The sequence below is a fragment of the Flavobacterium sp. DSP2-3-1 genome, assembly GCF_049896865.1.
In the GTDB taxonomy this organism is placed as follows: Bacteria; Bacteroidota; Bacteroidia; order Flavobacteriales; family Flavobacteriaceae; genus Flavobacterium.
This window is the reverse complement of record NZ_JAFCVD010000006.1, coordinates 73,950-93,308: the sequence shown is the minus strand read 5'-3', so window position 1 is coordinate 93,308 and position 19,359 is coordinate 73,950. Positions and strand designations below refer to the sequence as shown.

At 34.5% G+C, this 19,359-nt stretch carries 16 protein-coding genes; 12 read left to right on the top strand and 4 right to left on the bottom strand.

The window, feature by feature from the left end; genetic code table 11:
• Positions 1-17 precede the first annotated feature (17 nt).
• From ftsH to ACP7AT_RS08465, 6 genes are all read left to right on the top strand, one after another.
• Positions 18-1,943 (top strand): ATP-dependent zinc metalloprotease FtsH, encoded by a 1,926-nt coding sequence (gene ftsH, locus ACP7AT_RS08490; protein WP_426063907.1) that lies wholly within the window; start codon positions 18-20, stop codon positions 1,941-1,943.
• A gap of 116 nt (positions 1,944-2,059) precedes the next feature.
• The gene (locus ACP7AT_RS08485; protein WP_426063906.1) at positions 2,060-2,662 is read left to right on the top strand and encodes an LUD domain-containing protein; all 603 of its coding nucleotides are present in this window, start codon (positions 2,060-2,062) and stop codon (positions 2,660-2,662) included.
• Position 2,663: 1 nt separating this feature from the next.
• On the top strand, positions 2,664-3,554 hold the full coding sequence (locus ACP7AT_RS08480; RefSeq protein ID WP_426063905.1) for a phosphatidate cytidylyltransferase: 891 nt from the start codon (positions 2,664-2,666) through the stop codon (positions 3,552-3,554).
• Positions 3,544-4,200: a phosphatidylserine decarboxylase family protein gene (locus ACP7AT_RS08475; protein WP_426063904.1), complete on the top strand. Its 657-nt coding sequence runs from the start codon at positions 3,544-3,546 to the stop codon at positions 4,198-4,200. Before ACP7AT_RS08480 ends, ACP7AT_RS08475 begins: the two co-directional genes overlap by 11 nt.
• Entirely contained in the window at positions 4,197-4,466 is a 270-nt protein-coding gene (locus tag ACP7AT_RS08470) for an acyl-CoA-binding protein (RefSeq protein ID WP_426063903.1), read from the top strand. The genes ACP7AT_RS08475 and ACP7AT_RS08470 overlap by 4 nt, the downstream gene beginning before the upstream one ends.
• 7 nt (positions 4,467-4,473) lie before the next feature.
• Positions 4,474-5,247, top strand: a complete 774-nt coding sequence (locus ACP7AT_RS08465) for a superoxide dismutase (protein WP_426063902.1) — start codon at positions 4,474-4,476, stop codon at positions 5,245-5,247.
• An 85-nt stretch (positions 5,248-5,332) separates the two neighbouring features.
• Here the strand turns inward: ACP7AT_RS08465 and ACP7AT_RS08460 are convergent, their stop codons facing one another.
• The gene (locus ACP7AT_RS08460) at positions 5,333-7,198 is read right to left on the bottom strand and encodes an alpha-amylase family protein (RefSeq protein ID WP_426063901.1); all 1,866 of its coding nucleotides are present in this window, start codon (positions 7,196-7,198) and stop codon (positions 5,333-5,335) included.
• A gap of 277 nt (positions 7,199-7,475) precedes the next feature.
• Here ACP7AT_RS08460 and ACP7AT_RS08455 point away from each other — a divergent pair, with 277 nt between their 5' ends.
• From ACP7AT_RS08455 to hemN, 6 genes are all read left to right on the top strand, one after another.
• Positions 7,476-9,110: an OstA-like protein gene (locus ACP7AT_RS08455; protein ID WP_426063900.1), complete on the top strand. Its 1,635-nt coding sequence runs from the start codon at positions 7,476-7,478 to the stop codon at positions 9,108-9,110.
• 56 nt (positions 9,111-9,166) lie between these two features.
• Positions 9,167-10,354: an aspartate aminotransferase family protein gene (locus ACP7AT_RS08450; protein ID WP_426063899.1), complete on the top strand. Its 1,188-nt coding sequence runs from the start codon at positions 9,167-9,169 to the stop codon at positions 10,352-10,354.
• A 255-nt stretch (positions 10,355-10,609) separates the two neighbouring features.
• Positions 10,610-12,007, top strand: a complete 1,398-nt coding sequence (locus tag ACP7AT_RS08445; RefSeq protein WP_426063898.1) for a tetratricopeptide repeat protein — start codon at positions 10,610-10,612, stop codon at positions 12,005-12,007.
• Entirely contained in the window at positions 12,007-12,756 is a 750-nt protein-coding gene (locus tag ACP7AT_RS08440) for a shikimate dehydrogenase family protein (RefSeq protein ID WP_426063897.1), read from the top strand. Before ACP7AT_RS08445 ends, ACP7AT_RS08440 begins: the two co-directional genes overlap by 1 nt.
• 459 nt (positions 12,757-13,215) lie before the next feature.
• Positions 13,216-15,069, top strand: a complete 1,854-nt coding sequence (locus ACP7AT_RS08435) for a DUF349 domain-containing protein (RefSeq protein WP_426064036.1) — start codon at positions 13,216-13,218, stop codon at positions 15,067-15,069.
• Positions 15,070-15,208: 139 nt separating this feature from the next.
• On the top strand, positions 15,209-16,573 hold the full coding sequence (hemN, locus tag ACP7AT_RS08430; protein ID WP_426063896.1) for an oxygen-independent coproporphyrinogen III oxidase: 1,365 nt from the start codon (positions 15,209-15,211) through the stop codon (positions 16,571-16,573).
• Positions 16,574-16,644: 71 nt separating this feature from the next.
• Here hemN and ACP7AT_RS08425 read toward each other — a convergent pair whose 3' ends face one another.
• The 3 genes from ACP7AT_RS08425 to ccoG form a co-directional block, all read right to left on the bottom strand.
• Positions 16,645-17,346, bottom strand: coding sequence for a sulfite exporter TauE/SafE family protein (locus ACP7AT_RS08425; RefSeq protein ID WP_426063895.1), 702 nt, complete (start codon positions 17,344-17,346; stop codon positions 16,645-16,647).
• A 73-nt stretch (positions 17,347-17,419) separates the two neighbouring features.
• Entirely contained in the window at positions 17,420-17,872 is a 453-nt protein-coding gene (locus tag ACP7AT_RS08420; protein ID WP_426064035.1) for a FixH family protein, read from the bottom strand.
• 38 nt (positions 17,873-17,910) lie between these two features.
• Positions 17,911-19,329, bottom strand: coding sequence for a cytochrome c oxidase accessory protein CcoG (gene ccoG, locus ACP7AT_RS08415; protein ID WP_426063894.1), 1,419 nt, complete (start codon positions 19,327-19,329; stop codon positions 17,911-17,913).
• Positions 19,330-19,359 lie beyond the last annotated feature (30 nt).

Below are 19,359 nucleotides of genomic sequence, written 5' to 3'. Positions count from 1 at the left end.
GACATATATCCGTAGTAATGGCTAAAGAAAATAATCCAAATCCGAATAAGTTTAAAGTAAGCCCTTGGCTGATTTACGCTGCAATATTATTAATTTTCTTATTTATAAGTTTTATAACGAATGGTTCAAGTCTAAATGAACCGGGGCAATTGACTTCATCTAAGTTTAACGACTATTTAGAAAAAGGACAAATTGAAAAAGTTATCGTTTACAACAAAACTGAAGCAGAAGTTTTTCTAAACGCCGCAGCTATGAAAGATGCTGCGCACAAGAAAGTTTCAAAAGATGTTTTTGACAGACCTAATAAAGGACCTCATTATACCTTTGACATCGGTAACGATCAAATATTTCAAAACAAACTCGAAAAAGCAGTTGCGGAAGGTAAACTAAAGGATTTTAATTTCTTACCAAAAAACAACTGGTCGGATATTTTAATTAGCTTGTTACCTATTATAATCATTATCGCTGTTTGGATTTTCATCATGAGAAAAATGTCTGGCGGTGGTGCTGGCGGTGGTGGACAAATTTTTAATATTGGAAAATCAAAAGCTAAACTTTTTGATGAAAAAACAGATATCAAAACTACTTTTAAAGATGTTGCTGGTTTAGAAGGTGCAAAAGAAGAAATACAAGAAATTGTAGAATTCCTTAAAAACCCTGAAAAATATACTAATCTGGGTGGTAAAATCCCAAAAGGAGCTTTACTGGTCGGACCTCCAGGAACGGGTAAAACATTATTAGCAAAAGCTGTAGCAGGCGAAGCTCAAGTTCCATTTTTCTCCTTATCAGGATCTGATTTTGTGGAAATGTTTGTTGGTGTTGGAGCTTCACGTGTGCGTGATTTGTTTAAACAAGCCAAAGAAAAATCTCCTGCAATTATTTTTATTGACGAAATTGATGCCGTTGGTAGAGCAAGAGGAAAAAGCAATATGTCAGGCGGAAATGACGAACGTGAAAACACGTTAAATCAATTATTGACAGAAATGGATGGTTTTGGAACTAATTCTAACGTGATCGTTCTGGCTGCAACAAATAGAGCTGATGTATTGGACAAAGCGTTAATGCGTGCAGGTCGTTTTGACCGACAAATTTTTGTAGACTTACCAGATATTCGCGAAAGAGCAGAAATTTTTAACGTGCATCTTGCTCCTCTGAAAAAAATTGAAGGACTGGATACTGATTTTTTAGCCAAACAAACTCCCGGTTTTTCTGGTGCTGACATTGCAAATGTGTGTAACGAAGCTGCCTTGATAGCTGCCAGAAACAACAAAACTGCTGTAGATAAACAAGATTTTCTTGATGCTGTAGACAGAATTGTTGGTGGTCTTGAAAAGAAAAACAAGATTGTTACACCTGATGAAAAGAAAGCGATTGCAATACATGAAGCAGGTCATGCAACCGTAAGTTGGATGCTGGAACATGCTGCACCATTAATCAAAGTAACGATTGTTCCAAGAGGTCAAAGCCTAGGTGCTGCTTGGTACTTACCGGAAGAACGTTTAATTGTTCGTCCAGATCAAATGCTAGACGAAATGTGTGCCACAATGGGTGGAAGAGCTGCTGAGAAAGTAACTTTCAACAGAATTTCGACTGGTGCGTTGAGTGATTTAGAAAAAGTGACCAAACAAGCACGTGCAATGGTAACTATTTACGGATTGAATGAAAAAATTGGTAATGTTACCTATTATGATTCGACAGGACAAAGCGAATACAATTTTTCTAAACCGTATTCAGAGGAAACAGCCAGAGTTATTGACGAAGAAATTTCGTTACTTATTGAAAGCCAGTACCAAAGAGCCATTCAAATATTAGAAGAGAATAAAGACAAACTGAATCAACTGGCAAATATTTTAATTGAAAAAGAAGTGATCTTCAAGGATGATTTAGAAGCTATTTTTGGAAAACGAACTTTTGACAAAAATTTGGAAGAAGTAGTATCTTAGAAAAATACATTATTATTTAATTATTTTTAAAATCTTAATTCAAAAACTACTTTTGAATTAAGATTTTTTTATCTTTGGTGGTCTTCAAATAACAAATTATAGCAGTTTACAGAAATATGAGTCTTTTTAGAAAAATTTTTGGTTCTATTAATCCGCCTTCGGAGGAGGGTAAAGAAAGTGAATTTAGTAAATCTCATGGTGAAAACGCAACTTCAATAGATGAACAATTTATCTTTAATTTTAAAAAAAATGGAGGTAAATTTCTGTATTGTGAAAATACCGATGAAGTAAAAGAACAGTTTGAAAATATATTAGAAGAAAACGACTGGTTTGAGAGTGAAGCTTTATGTTATGACCCTACTCTTTTTACTATGCTCGATGACAATAAACTTGTGTATGACAGACCTTCTAATCCAAAATTTCTTCTTGCTAGTTGTGAAAATTTGATTGCAGATGAAGGTTCTATCTTATTTTCATCTAAACAAATCAAACAACATAAACCAAACGAATTACCAGCGAACATTATTGTTTTATCTAAAACAAGCCAAATCCTAGGCGCCAAAAGTGACGGATTAAGTGCCATAAAAAAGAAATACGAAAGAGATTATCCTACCAACATTACTACAATAAAATATTTCGAGAAAGCCAAAGAAGAAGACTTCACACAATACGGAAGTTCAGCCAAAAATCTTTATTTACTGCTTTTAGAAGATCTTTAAAATGAATGAAACTCTAAAACGAGCTATATCTGGAGCTGTTTATATTATATTATTACTTGCTTCTATTTTATATTCAACGGAAAGCTTTTTTATCCTTTTTGGTATATTTCTTATTATTGCAGTTTATGAATTTTGTAATTTAGTTCAAATACATAAAGTTTTTCCAATTGTTTTTGCGATCACTTTGTACGCTGTAATAACTTTAGTCAGCCATTACAATACAATTACTGCGGACACTTTGAATCAAATTCTCGATACTGATTTAGAAATTTTAATTAACATACAACAGCTCGATATTATTTTATTGGTAATCGCTTTAGTAGTCTCCATAAAATGCATCCTTTTTTTATTTTATGATAACATTCAAATAATAAGTACTTCATCAAAATACTTGTATTTGTTAGGCTACATCATTCTACCTTTTGTATTTATCACAAAAATTTCTTTTGGTGTAAATGATTATAATCCTAAAATCATAATTGGGTTATTTATCTTAATCTGGACTAACGATACTTTTGCGTACATTGTAGGTAAATCTGTAGGCCGAACCAAATTATTTGAGAAAATATCGCCTAAAAAAACGATTGAAGGGTTTTTAGGCGGAATACTTTTTGCCGTTTTAGCGGGATATTTAATATCTAAATATTACATTGAAGCCAATCCTGAATTTAGTGAAAAATCAATACTCATCTGGACTTCCATAGCCGTAATTGTTGGAATTGCAGGTACGATAGGCGACTTAATTGAATCCAAATTTAAGCGTATTGCGGGCGTAAAAGATAGCGGAAGTATAATGCCTGGTCATGGAGGCATTTTAGATCGTTTAGATAGTGTTATATTTGTAGCACCAATTATATTTTTATTTTATCAAATTTTAAACTATGTTTCATAAAGAAGGAACCCAATCTATTTTATTAGGCACCATTTTCACAGCTGTTGTCCTTTTATTGTCTGACAATTTAATAGACACCAACTGGCTTAAAATGGCCATTCAAATAGCAGCGTTGCTGCTTTTGATCATCATCTTACAATTTTTCAGAAATCCGAAAAGAACTGTTGTAATCAATGAAAATCACATTCTGGCTCCCGTTGATGGAAAAGTTGTGGTTATTGAAGAAGTCTATGAAAGCGAATATTTTAAGGATAAGCGCTTGCAAATATCTATCTTCATGTCGCCAATCAACGTACATGTGACGCGTTATGGACTGAGTGGAATCGTAAAATTCAGTAAATACCATCCTGGGAAATTCTTGGTGGCTTGGCATCCAAAAGCAAGTGAAGAAAACGAAAGAACAACTATCGTAATCGAAAACAAAACTTTTGGTGAAGTGTTGTACCGTCAAATTGCCGGTGCTTTAGCAAGGAGGATTGTAAATTACGCCGAAGAAGGAATGCAGGTAATTCAAGGAACTGATGCTGGATTTATAAAATTTGGTTCAAGAGTTGATATTTTTTTACCTCTGGGTACACCAATAAATGTTGTATTGAATCAAAAAGCAATTGGAGGGAAAACAATAATTGCGACCAAAGCGGAATGATTGAAAAAGATCTAGATACCCGATTTTTAAAAGCGGTTGAAATAGCCTCTGAGATGACGCAAGCTTCTTTACCTCAAGATGTGCAATTGCGACTTTATGCTTTTTACAAACAATCAACTTTGGGAACTTTAGATCTAAAACAAAATTCTTATTACCATTTAAGAGATGCCTTTAAAACTAATGCGTGGATGCAAATAAGCCATCTAACCGCAGACGAGGCCAAACAACAATACATCGAAATAATTGATTCTTTATTGAAAAAATAATCAAGTCATGAAAAAATTATATTTTTTAAGTCCCTTTTTATTTCTCTTCACGATTTTACAATCCTGCAACGATAAAAAATTAATAGAAGTAGTCGAAGTACCATTACCATCCACAACGGAACAACAACCTATTTTGGGATCACCTGATGATGTAAAAGCTGACGAAGGATCATTTCAACTGGATAAGTTACCGTATGCCTACGATGCATTGGCACCAAGTATATCATCTACCACTTTAGAAATGCATTATTCCAAGCATTATTTGACTTATACAAACAATTTGAACAAAGCCGTATTAGGAACACCATTAGAAAATCTGACAATAGAGGAAGTCTTGGCACAATTAGATCCTAATGATACTGCTCTTCGTAACAATGCTGGCGGTTTTTACAATCATTCCCTGTACTGGAAATGTATGGCTCCAAAAGCTGGAGGTGAACCAACAAATGCATTGGCTGAAGCAATAACCAGAGATTTTGGTTCCTTTGAAAACTTTACTTCATTATTTAAAGACGAGGCAACAAAACAATTTGGTTCCGGTTGGGCTTGGCTTGTAGTAGACAAAACCGGAAAACTTCAGGTAACTAATACATCAAATCAAGACAATCCTATAATGCGAAATGCACTTGTTCCCGGAACACCAATATTAGGTTTAGATGTTTGGGAACACGCTTATTACTTAGATTACCAATACAGAAGGAAAAATTATATCGATGGTTTTTTTAATGTAATCAACTGGAAAAAAGTTCAGGAGAATTACGATGCCACTATAAAGAAATAGCTTTCGGTCAATTCATAAAAAAATGCTGATATAAATTTATATCAGCATTTTTTTTATCTCTTTGTCAGTACAAAAAAACTATTTTTTATAATTGATAAATAAATGATTCCGAAGGTACAATTGTAATTTGTGCTCTTCCTTCACCATTCACGACCTGTAACGGGACAGAACTTTTATTGAATAACTGGTCTGTTAATGTATAATTTCCGTCTTTTAAATTCCATTTTTTAATGATATCTGAAGAAATTTTTAATTCAAAATTGCTGGCGGTTAACCAAGAAAAATTGGTGATAACTATTAGTTTTTGAGTATCAGACCAGCGTGTGAATGCATAAATTCCTGAATCATATCCTTGTGTTGTTTGGCGATTCACTGTTTGAATTTCTTGAAATTTCCCCATTAAAGCGGAACTACTCAAAGAAAAATTCAGCAATTTTTTATAAAAATCACGCAACTCTTTTTCATTTTGTGTTAATTGACCGCCATCAAATTTTCCTCCGTTCATCCAGCGTTGGTGATTCGGAACTCCAATATAATCAAAAATTGACGTTCGGGAATGAGTTCCAAATCCTGCATTTTCATTTCCTGCTTCTCCTACTTCCTGTCCAAAATAAACCATCGTAGGCGAAGTGCTTATGGTTGTAGAAACCACCATCAAAGGCTTTCCTTTTTGTGGGGTTCCCGCAAATTCCGGACTGGCTAAACGTTGTTCATCATGATTGTCCAAAAAATGTAACATGTGATGTTCAATATCTGCCATTCCGTTTTGAATGTCTGATAATCCATCCGGTAGCGCTCTTCCTTGAATGATATCTTTCAATTTATCATAGGTTTCTACTTTATCATACAAATAATCCATTTTACCCAAATGAATGTAATTTCTGTATTCTTTAGGATTGTAGACTTCGGCTAATAAAAAAGCATCCGAATTATTTACTTTAATGGCTGAATTCACGTAACTCCAAAATTCATACGGTACCATTTCGGCCATGTCAAATCTAAAACCATCCACTCCTTTTGCAGTCCAATATAATGCAATGTCTTTAAATTTGTCCCAGGAATCCGGAACATCTTTTCCTTTCCAAAAATCAAAATGCTCGCGATAGGATTTGTTATCAAAACCAGCTGGAAGTTCCGGGAAATCTTTGGAGCCATCCGGACGAATACCATAATTTATTTTTACGGTCTCGTACCAATCGTTACGGTCTGGTTTTGCTATTCTGGAACCATTACCAGTCCATTTTGCTGGACTCTCTTCGAATTTTCCGTCAATCAGCGGATTTTTTTCTCCATTTAATGGTTTGTCTGTATCAGGAATTTCAAATCGTGAATTTGGAACATAATAAAAGTTATTGTCTCTTTTGTATTCAACAGTTGTGTCATCATTAGCTCCAAAATCGCTAACCCCAACCGGATTGCTTTTTCCCTCGTACTTTCGGGCAATGTGATTGGGAACAATATCAATAATTACCTTTAATCCTGCTTCGTGTGTTCGCGCAATCAAAGCTTCAAATTCTTGTAACCGATTAGCAGGGTTTATGGCTAAATCTGGATTTACATTGTAATAATCTTTTACGGCATAAGGAGAACCGGCGCGTCCTTTGACCACTTCAGGATCATCATTGGAAATACCAATAGCTGAATAATCCCGTATCAAAGCATGATGTGGAACACCGGTGTACCAAATATAAGTCACTCCCAAATCCTTTATTTCTTTTAAGGCAGTATTTGTAAAATCATTAAACTTCCCTACTCCATTTTCCTCAATGGTTCCCCAAGGTTTGTTGTTGGTATTTTTATTCCCAAATAATCGGGTAAAAACCTGATATACAACTTCTTTTTTATTAGAGACTGACTCTTTCTGTTCTGTATTCATTTTTAAATCTTTCGTTTTACAGGCTGTTGCCAAAAGTACTGCGCTTATTCCCGCAACAATAGTTATTTTTTTCATACTATTAATTATTAGTGCCGATTTCAATTGTTTTTGTAAACAAATGAATATCAATTTTTAAATTTAATATTTTTTAAATAAAAGAAGTCGATATCGTTTGAAATTAAATAATTCTCTACTCGTCAGAATAAACTACAACGAAGGAGTTACGGAATTTGTTGATAACTTTTAGCAGCAAAAAAGATAGCTTCAACTACCGTTTTGACTAATTATAAATAAATCTTAATATGGATAAGGATCGTTTCCTTTTTCATAAATTTGACAAAAATTAAATTCATTGAAGAAATCGCTATTTTTCCTTCGTTATTGTTTGATACTGCTTGTCACTAATTTGACTTTGGCGCAAGCCCCAAAAAAAATTATTGTAGAAAACTCCGATTTTGCCGATGTAAATCAGGTTGAAATACCGGATGCATTGTTGCTTATCGGAAATGTACGTGTCAATCACGATGGCGTAGTAATGACATGTAATAAAGCGTATTATTTCCAAAAGGAAAATTACATCAAGGCTTTTGGAAATGTACAAATGGTGCAAGGTGATACTTTATTCCTCAACAGTAAATATGCGGAATACAACGGGAATGTAAAAAAAGCGTATGCTTCCGGAGATGCCGTAATGAGTTCTCCAGATGCGACTTTGGTAACAGAGATTATTAATTTTGACCGAAACACACAAGAAGTATTTTACGATACGCCAGGAACAATTACCAATAAAGACAATACGTTAAAGAGCAATTCAGGAAGATATTATGTTACGCAAAAAAAATTCCAATTCCTGACTGCGGTTACCATCACAAATCCAACATATGTAATTAAATCAAATCACTTGGATTATTTTAGTAATTCCGGGCATTCGTACCTTTTTGGACCTTCCACAATCACCAGTAAAGCCAACTATATTTACACCGAAAAAGGATTTTATGATACCAAAAAAAACCTAGCACATTTCCTGAATAAATCGTACATCAAATACGATGATCGGATAATAAAAGGCGACAGTTTGTATTATGACCGAAACCGTGAATTTGCGTCGGCAACACGAAATGTAAAAATAACGGATTCCATCAATCGCGGAATTGTAAAAGGTCATTATGCCGAAGTGTATAAAAAACTGGATTCGATGTACGTGACCAAAAGAGCTGTTGCCGTAAATTTTGTCGAAAATGACTCAGTATACATCCACGGAAAAAAATTAATGGTTACCGGAAAAGAAGGAAATCGGATCATCCGAGCTTTTAATAATGTCCGATTTTTCAAAACTGACATGAGTGGGAAATGTGATTCCATTCATTCGGGTTCCAAAACAGCATTGACAAAAATGATTGGAAATCCGATACTTTGGAACGGTGAAAGCCAAATTACAGGTGATGTTATGCATCTCATTGGCAATAACACTACTCAGAAATTAGATTCACTGAAAGTACTCGAAAACACGTTTATAGTCTCGAAAGATACCGTAGGAACCGGTTACAATCAAGTCAAGGGACAAAATCTCTACGGCAAATTTGAGGAAGGAAAACTCCACGATGTAGATATTGTGAAAAATGCCGAAGTTATTTATTATATGCGGAACGAAGCGCAAGAACTCATTGGTATCAATAAAAATAAAAGTAGTAAAATCAATCTTATTTTAGAAAAAAATGAAATTGAAACCATTACCTTTTTTCAGCAAGTGGATGGTGATATTTTCCCGGAAAAAGACTTGCCTGAAAACGCACGAAAATTACGTGGATTAGCCTGGCGTGGCAATGAACGAATAAAATCCAAGGACGATATTTTTCCTCCTGAAGAAAATGAAGACAATGATAAAATCGCAAAAGCAACCAAATCAGCTGAAGCAAAAGAGGATATTCCTATGAAAATTCGGAAAGAAACCCTGAATTACGATAAAAAGAAAGTGAAGGTAAAGTAACCAGTGGTCAGTGACAGTTCTTTCGAATAAACAAATAAACGATTAAACAAATAACCGTGAATACCGATTTCCTAAAATACCAAGCACAAACCTCACCCTATCCACTTGGAATGGAAGTTTCACATGCTGTAGGTTCTTATATATATGATACCGGTTCTAAAAAATACTTGGATTTTGTGGCTGGAGTTTCGGCTTGTGCATTGGGACACCAACATCCAAGAGTCAATCAGGCCATCAAAGATCAGTTAGACAAATATTCTCACGTCATGGTATATGGCGAATATTCTCAAAGCCCGGCTGTAGAATATTGCAAATTGCTAGCCTCACTCCTGCCCGCTCCTTTAGACAAAACCTATTTGGTCAATTCAGGAACAGAGGCCATCGAAGGCGCCTTAAAACTCGCCAGAAGAACTACCGGAAGAAGCCAATTAATTTCGTGTCACAACGCCTATCACGGAAATACCATGGGAGCTATGAGCGTTATGGGATTTGAAGAACGCAAACAAATCTTTCGCCCGTTGATTCCTGATGTTGATTTTATTACCTTCAATAATGAAGACGATTTACAAAAAATAACCAATAAAACTGCTGGAATAATTTTAGAAACCATTCAAGGTGGCGCCGGATTTATCCAGCCTCATAATGATTTTCTTAAAAAAGTACGTCAACGTTGTACCGAAGTAGGCGCAATGATGATTCTTGACGAAATCCAACCGGGTTTCGGGAGAACCGGAAAACTTTTCGGATTTCAAAATTACGATGTCGTTCCTGATATCCTAGTAATGGGAAAAGGAATGGGCGGCGGTATGCCTGTAGGCGCTTTTACAGCTTCATCTGCCATGATGGAACTTTTGAGTCATGATCCAAAACTGGGTCATATCACTACTTTTGGAGGTCATCCTGTCATTGCGTCAGCGTGTTTGGCTACTTTGCAGGAAATAACTGAAACCAACCTGATGGCTGAAGCCATGGAGAAAGAAAAGCTATTCCGATCACTTTTGGTACATCCTTTGATAGAGGAAATTAGAGGAAAAGGATTGATGCTTGCCGTAATGACCAAAAGTGCCGATATAACTAACGAGGTGATCCTAAAATGTCAAGACAAAGGACTCATTTTATTCTGGTTGCTTTTTGAAACATGCGCCATAAGAATAACACCTCCGCTTACCATTTCTGAAGAAGAAATACGAGAAGGTTGCAGCATCATACTGCAAGTAATGGATGAAATGATGATTAAAGAATGATGAGTAACGATTTTTGATTGCAGAAATAGTTATTCAAAATAATTAAAAATATTGGGAGCTATTTCCTGCTATCCGTTATAATCTTTTACTTTTTAAAGAAAAAAGTAAAAGGATTTCCACTCTTATCAGGGCTATGGCATCCGTTTAAACCAAAGCTTTTTTTGTTAATTAAATTGTTGACAACAATTCTAACTTTCCCTCACAGTACAAGCACGATTACCTAAATTTATTTAGGCCAAATTAAAAACACACAGTATGCAATTAAGCAACGAAGAAGAAGACTATAACTTATCCCTGTCGAAATTTGAGTCCATGTTGAAAACCAACAAAGTACTCTTTTTTGATTCCGAAGAATTTGAAGAAATTATTCTTCATTATCTAGATATGGGTAAAGCAGCGTTGGCAAAAAAAGCACTAAAACTAGCATTGGAACAACATCCAAAATCTACAGGACTAAAATTAGTTCAAGTGGAAATGTTAGTTTATGACGACAAACTCGAATTAGCCGAAAAGCTATTGAATGAGCTATATGCCATCGAACCAACTAATGAAGAAATCTACATTCAAAAAGCCAATATCTGCTCCAAAAGAGACCAACACGAAAAGGCAGTTGAATTATTAAAAATAGCGTTGAAATACACTGATGATTATGCTGATGTCTATAATTTAATAGGCATGGAATACCTTTTCATGGACAATCTTGAAATGGCAAAAGAAAGCTTTATAAAGTGTTTAGAAGAGGATTTAGAAGATCAATCCGCACTGTATAACGTAGTGTATTGTTTTGAATTTTTAGATCAATACCAAGACGCGATTAGCTATTTACAAAATTACATCGACAAAAATCCATACAGTGAAATTGCCTGGCATCAACTGGGTCGTTTGCATTACGGCGTAAAAGAATATGAAAGTGCCATTCGCGCCTTTGATTATGCCACTTTAATCGATGATGAATTCCTTGGTGCTTTTATGGAAAAAGCAAAAGCCTACGAACGATTAAAAAAATATGCCGAAGCCATTGAAAGTTACAGCAGAACCATTGAATTAGATGATGCGACTTCGTATGCACTATTGCGAATGGGAAAATGTCATGAAAAATTAGGCAACAAAGCTTTAGCCTTAAAGTATTTCAATCAAACCGTGCATGAAGATCCGCTTTTGGACAAAGGCTGGATTGCCATCACCGACTTTTATGTTCGTTTAAAAAACTACCAAAAAGCGTTGTTTTTTGTCAATAAAGCATTAGCAATAGACAACCAAAATCGCTTATATTGGAAACGTTATGCTAGTATCAACAAGCAAATGAACTTCTATGAGGAAGCTGAATTTGGATATAGAAAAGCAGTAGAATTTGGTGAAACCGGATTGGAAACCTGGTTATTTTGGGTTGATATTCTGCAATTTTTAGGAGAATTCGAAAGTGCGATTCAAACGTTATTACAAGCCTCAGAGTATTTTCCCGAAGAAAATGAAGTAGAATACCGCTTGGCAGGATTGTATTTTATGCTGACGGATACTACGAAAGCAAAATTCCATTTGAGCAATGCCTTACGATTAAATTTTGACAACTACATTTTATTGGAAGACTTATTCCCTGTTGTTTGGACAAAAAAAACAGTGCAAAATTATATTGCAAAACATAAAAAACAATAATGGTTGACACAGTTATAAAACGCTTTGGATTATTAGGACGCAACATCAGTTATTCATTTTCTAAAAAATATTTCACCGACAAATTTAACAACGAAAACTTTGTAGGTTGCACTTATGAAAATTTTGATATTCCGGAAATAATTGCTTTTCCCCAGGTAATTAAAAATACTTCGGATTTAAAAGGATTAAATATAACTATTCCTTACAAGGAAACAGTAATTCCGTTTTTGGATAAATTGTCGAAAAAAGCAGAATTAATTGGTGCGGTAAATACCATTAAAATCACCAAAAAAGGGAAGTTGAAAGGCTATAATACGGACTATTATGGTTTCAAAAAATCATTAGAACCGTTACTGCAACCGCACCATAAAAAAGCGTTGATTTTAGGCACAGGCGGCGCTTCAAAAGGAGTCGCTTTTGCTTTGGATGAATTAGATATCACCTACACTTTTGTTTCGCGAGAGGCTAAAAAAAATGGAATTGATTACGACCGAATCAATGCCACAACATTTGATAATTATCAAATCATAATAAACGCTACGCCAATAGGAACAAGCCCTAACGAAGATGCGTTCCCGTTACTTCCGTATGAATTTTTCACGGAAAAGCACATTGCTTATGATTTGATTTACAATCCTGCTGAAACGCAATTCCTTAAAAAAGCCAAACATCAAGGCGCACAAATCAAAAATGGTTTGGATATGCTCATTTTTCAAGCAGAGAAAGCCTGGAAGATTTGGAATAAATAGGAAAATTACAGTCCTCTATCTTTCCTATATTTGCGTAAGTATAAAACACCACTTTTTTTAAGTGGTGTTTTGCATTAATAAAAATTAAATTCCTAGAAAAACTCATAATCAAACCACTAAAAACCTAGCCCTGATAGTAGCGGCATCCTATTTTGGGCGCCTTTTTGGCGAACAAAAAAGATACAGCGGACAGCAGGAAATTGCTCCAAGAAGAAAACTTTTGTATCCTAAAATTACAATAAATAAGGGGTTTTATTTTGTACTTTCATACTGCTTTAGTATCTTTCGTGTTAAATCTAATTACGAACCTTACACATTGAAAAAATGTTAGAAGAAAAGAATGACAACCTGCTTGCAGCAGATGGAAATGTTGAAAATAACTCGGTTGACGGTACCACTACTACTGCGAAAGTTTTGGAACCAGGTGAACCAAGCGATTTTCCCGCGGAAGATAATGTGATGACGCCTTCTTCGGAAGAAACAGTTTCCGGGACGAACAATCAAACGGCTATTGATGAGATTGCAACAACCAACGCTGAGGAAAGTGAGGATGAAACGTTGAAAGAACGCCATGATATTCCAATGCGGGATTATGATGCATTGTCTCTGGAAGATCTTGTCGAGGAACTGAAAGCTTTGGTTTCAAGTGAAAAAGTAATGTCGTTCAAAGATCATATTGAGGAAATCAAAAAAGCATTTTTGGCAAAATACAACCACCTTCTTGAGGAGAAAAAAGAGGAGTTTTTAACAGAAAATCAAGACCCTAACGAAGAATTTCAATATCATTCTCCACTGAAAACCAATTTTGATAAATATTATTCTCACTTTAGAGATACTAAAAATACACATTTCAAAAGTTTACAAACGAATTTAAAAACAAATTTAGAAAACCGTTTGGCGATTGTTGAAGAGTTAAAGGAACTTATTAATCCGCAGGCAAACATCAAAGACACTTTAAAACATTTTAATGATTTAAGGGAACGATGGAAAAATGCAGGATCAATTCCTAAAGATAAATACAACCACGTTTGGAACAACTTCCATTTTCATGTTGAAAATTTTTACGACTATTTGCACTTAGACCGAGAAGCGAGAGATTTAGATTTCAAGCACAATTTAGAGCAAAAACAAAAAATTGTGGCACGTGTTGAAGAATTGGCGAAGGAAGCTGACATCAATAAGGCGTTTCGCGAATTGCAAGATTTACATAGAATTTGGAAAGAAGATATTGGTCCCGTTTCCAGAGAACATCGTGATGATATTTGGAATAAATTCAGTGATTTGACGAAGCAAATGCATGACAAAAGGGAAGTTTTGTTTGAAAATCAGAGAGGAACAGAACTTGAAAATTTAGAGAAGAAAAAAGAAATCATTGCTAAGATTGAAATTTTGGCTACGGAGAAAGTCAATGCTCACGCACAATGGATGGCTCAAATAGAAAAAGTAGAAGCGTTACGAACTGCGTTCTTCTCTGCCGGAAAAGTACCTTCGGAAGTGAATGAAGAAACTTGGGCTAGTTTTAAAACTGCGGTGAGAAATTTTAATTCTTTTAAAAACTCTTTTTATAAAGACATTAAAAAAGATCAAAACGACAATTTAAGCATGAAAACAGCTCTGGTTGCCAAGGCTAAAGAGTTACAGGAAAGCACTGATTTTGCGGCAGCAACACCTATAATGAAACAAATTCAAGAGGAATGGAAACAGATTGGTCATGTACCGAGAAAACATTCTGATAAAATCTGGCAGGAATTTAAAAATGCCTGCAACCATTATTTTGACAAATTAAAAGAGCAAAAAAATGAGGAAAACGGTGAAGAAGTAGAAGCGTTTGACAATAAAAAAGCGTACTTAGAAACGTTGAGAGAATTCCAATTAACTGGCGATCACAAAACGGATTTAGATGCGATAAAGTTACATATCGAAACCTGGAAAGGTTTTGGAAAAGTGCCTTTCCCAAGAAGACATATCGAAGGAAAATTCAATAAAATTCTGGATGCTCTTTTTGAAAAATTGAGTTTGAGTAAAAAAGATACAGACATGATCCGTTTTGCTAACAGAATGGATCAATTATCAGAAAGTCACGATTCGCGAAAACTGGACAGCGAAAAGATTTTTATCATGCGTAAAATTGATGAAGTACAAAATGAAATTTTCCAATTGGAAAACAACATTCAGTTTTTTACCAATACCAGAAATGCAAAAAAAGAAAATTCAATCGTGTTAGAAGTTCGTAAAAACATTGCTATTCATAAAGAAACTCTTGATGTTTGGAAAGAAAAACTAAAACAATTGAGAAATTTGAAAATAGAATAATTTTCAATAGTAATAGAAATCACAAACCTCGATCTTCAATAGTTCGAGGTTTTTTTTGCAAAATGCTATTGATATGATAATTATCATTTTAATATACCAGCAGTCGTTTTACTTTTGAACAACGATAAATGATTTTGCCATGAAAAATTCTTTAATTCAAAAATACAATGTTCCCGGTCCCAGATATACCAGTTATCCAACAGTTCCCTATTGGGATGAAACTGATTTTTCGGATGAAATTTGGTCCGAAACGTTAAAGAAATCATTTATAAAAAGTAATTCTTCAGAAGGCATTAGTTTGTATATCCATTTGCCTTTTTGCGAAAGCTTATGTACTTTTTGTGGATGTAACAAGCGGATTACTAAAAATCATAGCGTTGAGAATCCTTACATAGAAGCAGTTTTAAAAGAATGGACATTATATTGTAAAATTCTTGGAGAAAAACCAACAATCAAAGAGATTCATTTAGGTGGTGGAACTCCCACATTTTTTTCCACTAAAAACTTAGAGGATTTAATAAATGGTATTTTTGTTCATGCCAAAAAAGCCAAAGATCATGAGTTTAGTTTTGAAGGTCATCCAAATAACACATCGCACGAACATTTGCAGAAGCTTTACGATTTAGGTTTTAGAAGAGTGAGTTTTGGTGTTCAGGATTATTCCGAGAAAGTACAAAAAGCAATCCACCGTTTGCAGCCTTTTCATAACGTGGCAAAAGTTACGTTTTGGGCTAGACAAATTGGGTATACTTCCATTGGCCATGATATTATTTTTGGCTTGCCATTTCAGGAAATTGAAGATGTTATTGATACTATTGAAAAAACAAAATCACTACAACCCGACCGATTGGCATTTTATAGTTATGCGCACGTTCCTTGGATTAAAGGCAATGGACAACGCGGTTTTAATGATGAGGACATTCCAAAAGATGATAAAAAAAGAATGCTTTACGAAACCGGTAAAAAATTATTATATGAAAACGGATATCATGAAATAGGAATGGATCATTTCGCGTTGAAAACAGACAGTTTATATGAGGCTTTTCAAAATGGGAAATTGCATCGTAATTTCATGGGCTATAGTTCTTCAAAAACACAATTGATGATTGGTTTGGGCGTTTCTTCAATCAGCGACAGTTGGTACAGTTTTGCACAGAATGTAAAAAATTTGGAAGATTATTATCAAATATTAGAATGGAATAAATTACCGGTTTTCAGAGGACATCTATTAACTGATGAAGACCTTATCATCCGAAAACACATTCTGAATTTAATGTGCCAATTTGAAACTTCGTGGGAAAATAAGGAGAGTTATTTCAATGAAATTCCAGACGTTATACTTCAGTTAAAAGAAATGGAAAATGATGGATTACTAATCATTAAAGACAATTCCATTAAGGTTACAGAAAAAGGGAAACCTTATGTTCGAAATATTTGCATGGCATTCGATTTACGTTTGAAAAGAAAAGCACCGGAAACCGCATTGTTTTCAATGACAATCTAACGTTTTGGAAATTTTACAACATAGAAAAGCACGCTGATTGGCGTGCTTTTTTATACTTAATTAGTAGAAAATTAGTGACAGTTTGGATCAGCTTGAATAAACAAACTCATATTGGATGGTGAAATATAAGGAATTCCCAATCCCAATCCTCGCAAGATAAATAAGCAACCAATGCATACCGCCACATAAGGAATCACCTTCTGGATTTTATTTCGAATAGGAATTGTGAGGTATGAATTGATATATACAACGCTACTCATCATAGGAACGGTTCCTAATCCGAATAAAATCATGTATAAAACCCCCAAACTTTCACTTTGCATAGCAATGGCGCCAAACAAGGCGACATAAACCATTCCGCAAGGCAAAAAACCGTTCAGTAAACCAATAGTGAATAGGGATTTATAACTCTTGTTTCTAAACTGACTTCCTAAAGCCGTTTTGATTTTAGAAATTAGTTTAAAAACAGGTTTTGAAAAATTATATTTAGCAAAAAATTTCTCCGGAGTCAAAACTACGATAATCATTGCCACACCAATGAATATAGATAAGTTTTGTTGTAAGCCGGCCATGAAAAAACCTTTTCCAAGCAGCCCGAAGACAAAGCCTATTGTCGCGTAAGCCGTTAATCTTCCTAATTGATACGTGATAATTTGAGTTGCTTTTTTGGTCTGATTTGTTCTGTCTACGGGCAACATCATAGCAATGGGACCGCACATTCCAATACAGTGAAAACTACTTATTAAACCGAAAATAAAGGCAGTGTAAAGCATTTTTTTAGTTTAATGTCATAAAACCAAAAGTCTTAAAGCCAATTGATGAGCTTTCTGACTCTTGAATTTAAGACTAATTGATATAAATTGTTTCTTTTGACAAATACGATTTTCTATTATATTGCCATTCCATATTAATGTCCCATCGACCGCCTGCCAAACTTTTTTTAGGTATGAGCAAAGTAGCAGCATCAGATAGTGAAATTGGAATTTCAAAATCTAATTTTTTGTTAGACGGTCTGTAAAGGGACACTTTACCTTTGATGTTTTTTAAATCAAAAACTTTTGGGAATGATATTTCAATTCCGTTTGAAACATTAACTATTGTCGGCTTTTGAGCCAAATCTGCTACGTTTTGCACTCGAGCCATTTCATCACCAAAATGCGCATCATGCTTGTAATATTCTTCTACAACTAACTCATTATCATATTTTGAATCGGATTGTACTGTAAAAACAAAATACAAAATGAAGGTTATAAACAAACCAAAAGCGATTACAATTCCTGTTCCCCAGTTAATTTTCATGGTCATATATTTATAATTTGAACCCTAATGGGATCCTTTTAATCAAAACTTCGCGGACTCAAAAAGTTAGTAGTTGTTGTTTCAATTTTTTCATTCCCGTTATAAACTTCAATTTTCAGTTTTGTTTTGTCACTATCCAATAAAATTTGGTTAATTTCAATAAAAAGTGTACCACCATTCATTCCTTGTTTTGGTATTTTCATGTCTTGTTTCCCGACCATTTTTAAAGTTCCTTTGACATTTACCAATTTAAAATGAATATCATCAAAATCATTGTTGGTTTTATTGATGATTTTAAAAGTATAAATGTTACTTATATTTTCACCTTTGTGTTCGAATAACTGACCTGGAAGTCTCAAAATAATGGCCTCTACATCCGAACGTAAAAACAATAATCCAATCAAAATACCCGTCAAAATGAATAACACGGCAGAATAGCCTTTCATTCTTGGTGTAAATTTGAACTTGATATTTTTCTCAATTTCATCTTCAGAAGCATAGCGAATCAGTCCTTTTGGCAATCCAATACCATCCATAATGGCATCACATTCATCGATGCAGGCCGTACAATTAACACATTCCATTTGTGTTCCGTTACGAATGTCAATTCCGGTTGGACAAACATTTACGCATTGTTTGCAATCAATACAGTCGCCTTTCCCAGAAGCAACTCTATCTTCCTGTTTATTAAATTTGGCCCTACCCACTTCTTTTTCGCCACGAACAAAATCATAGGCTACATTTATCGATTTATCATCTAATAAAACACCTTGCAATCTGCCGTAGGGACAAGCAATGATACAAACTTGTTCTCTAAACCAAGCAAAAATAAAATAAAAAACCCCGGTAAAAATTAATAAGGAAACTAGAGTACTGACATGATTTTCAGGCCCTTCTTCAATCATCAGAAGTAACTTGTCACTACTGATAAGATACGCTAGAAATACATTGGCAATAAAAAAAGAGATGATTAGAAAAATAGTCCATTTAATTGCTTTCTTTCTAATTTTATCCCCATTCCACTCTTGTTTTTCTAAGCGGATTTGAGCACCGCGATCGCCTTCAATCCAATATTCAATCCTGCGGAAAACCATTTCTAAAAAAATGGTTTGTGGGCAAATCCAACCACAAAATATCCGACCAAAGATCACTGTAAAAAGTATTACGAAAACAACTCCAACAATAATAATAAGAACAAAAAGATAAATATCCTGCGGCCAAAAAGGAAATCCGAAAATATTAAAACGTCGCTCCAATATGTTAAACATCATGAACTGATTGCCATTTATCTTTATAAATGGATTGGCAACAAGCACAATAAGTAAAAAATAACTAACCCATTTCCTGTAATCATAAAACTTTCCGGAGGGTTTTTTGGGGAAAATAAATTTTCTGTTTCCTTCTTCATCAATTGTCCCAATGGTATCTCTGAAAGCTTCGTCTGGTAATTTTGACATTTTTTTTTATTTAAAACACAAGTTCAAAAT

What these genes read in the sequence shown, in the direction of transcription:
- ftsH (WP_426063907.1), top strand. Translation starts at nt 18, where the DNA reads ATGGCTAAAGAAAATAATCCAAATCCGAATAAGTTTAAAGTAAGCCCT.
- ACP7AT_RS08485 (WP_426063906.1), top strand. Translation starts at nt 2,060, where the DNA reads ATGAGTCTTTTTAGAAAAATTTTTGGTTCTATTAATCCGCCTTCGGAG.
- ACP7AT_RS08480 (WP_426063905.1), top strand. Translation starts at nt 2,664, where the DNA reads ATGAATGAAACTCTAAAACGAGCTATATCTGGAGCTGTTTATATTATA.
- ACP7AT_RS08475 (WP_426063904.1), top strand. Translation starts at nt 3,544, where the DNA reads ATGTTTCATAAAGAAGGAACCCAATCTATTTTATTAGGCACCATTTTC.
- ACP7AT_RS08470 (WP_426063903.1), top strand. Translation starts at nt 4,197, where the DNA reads ATGATTGAAAAAGATCTAGATACCCGATTTTTAAAAGCGGTTGAAATA.
- ACP7AT_RS08465 (WP_426063902.1), top strand. Translation starts at nt 4,474, where the DNA reads ATGAAAAAATTATATTTTTTAAGTCCCTTTTTATTTCTCTTCACGATT.
- ACP7AT_RS08460 (WP_426063901.1), bottom strand. Translation starts at nt 7,198, where the DNA reads ATGAAAAAAATAACTATTGTTGCGGGAATAAGCGCAGTACTTTTGGCA.
- ACP7AT_RS08445 (WP_426063898.1), top strand. Translation starts at nt 10,610, where the DNA reads ATGCAATTAAGCAACGAAGAAGAAGACTATAACTTATCCCTGTCGAAA.
- ACP7AT_RS08440 (WP_426063897.1), top strand. Translation starts at nt 12,007, where the DNA reads ATGGTTGACACAGTTATAAAACGCTTTGGATTATTAGGACGCAACATC.
- ACP7AT_RS08435 (WP_426064036.1), top strand. Translation starts at nt 13,216, where the DNA reads ATGACGCCTTCTTCGGAAGAAACAGTTTCCGGGACGAACAATCAAACG.
- hemN (WP_426063896.1), top strand. Translation starts at nt 15,209, where the DNA reads ATGAAAAATTCTTTAATTCAAAAATACAATGTTCCCGGTCCCAGATAT.
- ACP7AT_RS08425 (WP_426063895.1), bottom strand. Translation starts at nt 17,346, where the DNA reads ATGCTTTACACTGCCTTTATTTTCGGTTTAATAAGTAGTTTTCACTGT.
- ACP7AT_RS08420 (WP_426064035.1), bottom strand. Translation starts at nt 17,872, where the DNA reads ATGAAAATTAACTGGGGAACAGGAATTGTAATCGCTTTTGGTTTGTTT.
- ccoG (WP_426063894.1), bottom strand. Translation starts at nt 19,329, where the DNA reads ATGTCAAAATTACCAGACGAAGCTTTCAGAGATACCATTGGGACAATT.